Genomic DNA, 287 nt, shown 5'->3' on the forward strand with positions numbered 1-287 from the left:
TGTTGATACGCTGAATGCGCGAAAACGAACGTGAGGCGTATCCGGCCTGTGGTCGAGATATTTTTCCAGGCCGGGTAGGGCGAATGTCGCTATCCGGCGCAAGGTTGGTTACTTTCAGAGATTATTCATGAAACAAACACAACGGCATGACGCGATCATTGAACTGGTGAAAAAACAGGGGTACGTCAGTACGGAAGAGCTGGTGGAGCATTTTTCTGTCAGCCCGCAAACCATTCGTCGGGATCTTAACGATCTGGCGGAACAGAATATGATTTTGCGCCACCACG

General features: G+C 50.2%; 1 protein-coding gene. It reads left to right on the forward strand.

Annotated features, from left to right (window positions below; genetic code table 11):
• Positions 1-127: 127 nt before the first annotated feature.
• The coding region (locus J4G32_RS22130) for a DeoR family transcriptional regulator (RefSeq protein ID WP_210497669.1) at positions 128-287 on the forward strand (160 nt) is incomplete at its 3' end.

It is taken from the genome of Microvirga antarctica (assembly GCF_017921815.1).
Lineage (GTDB): Bacteria > Pseudomonadota > Alphaproteobacteria > Rhizobiales > Beijerinckiaceae > Microvirga > Microvirga antarctica.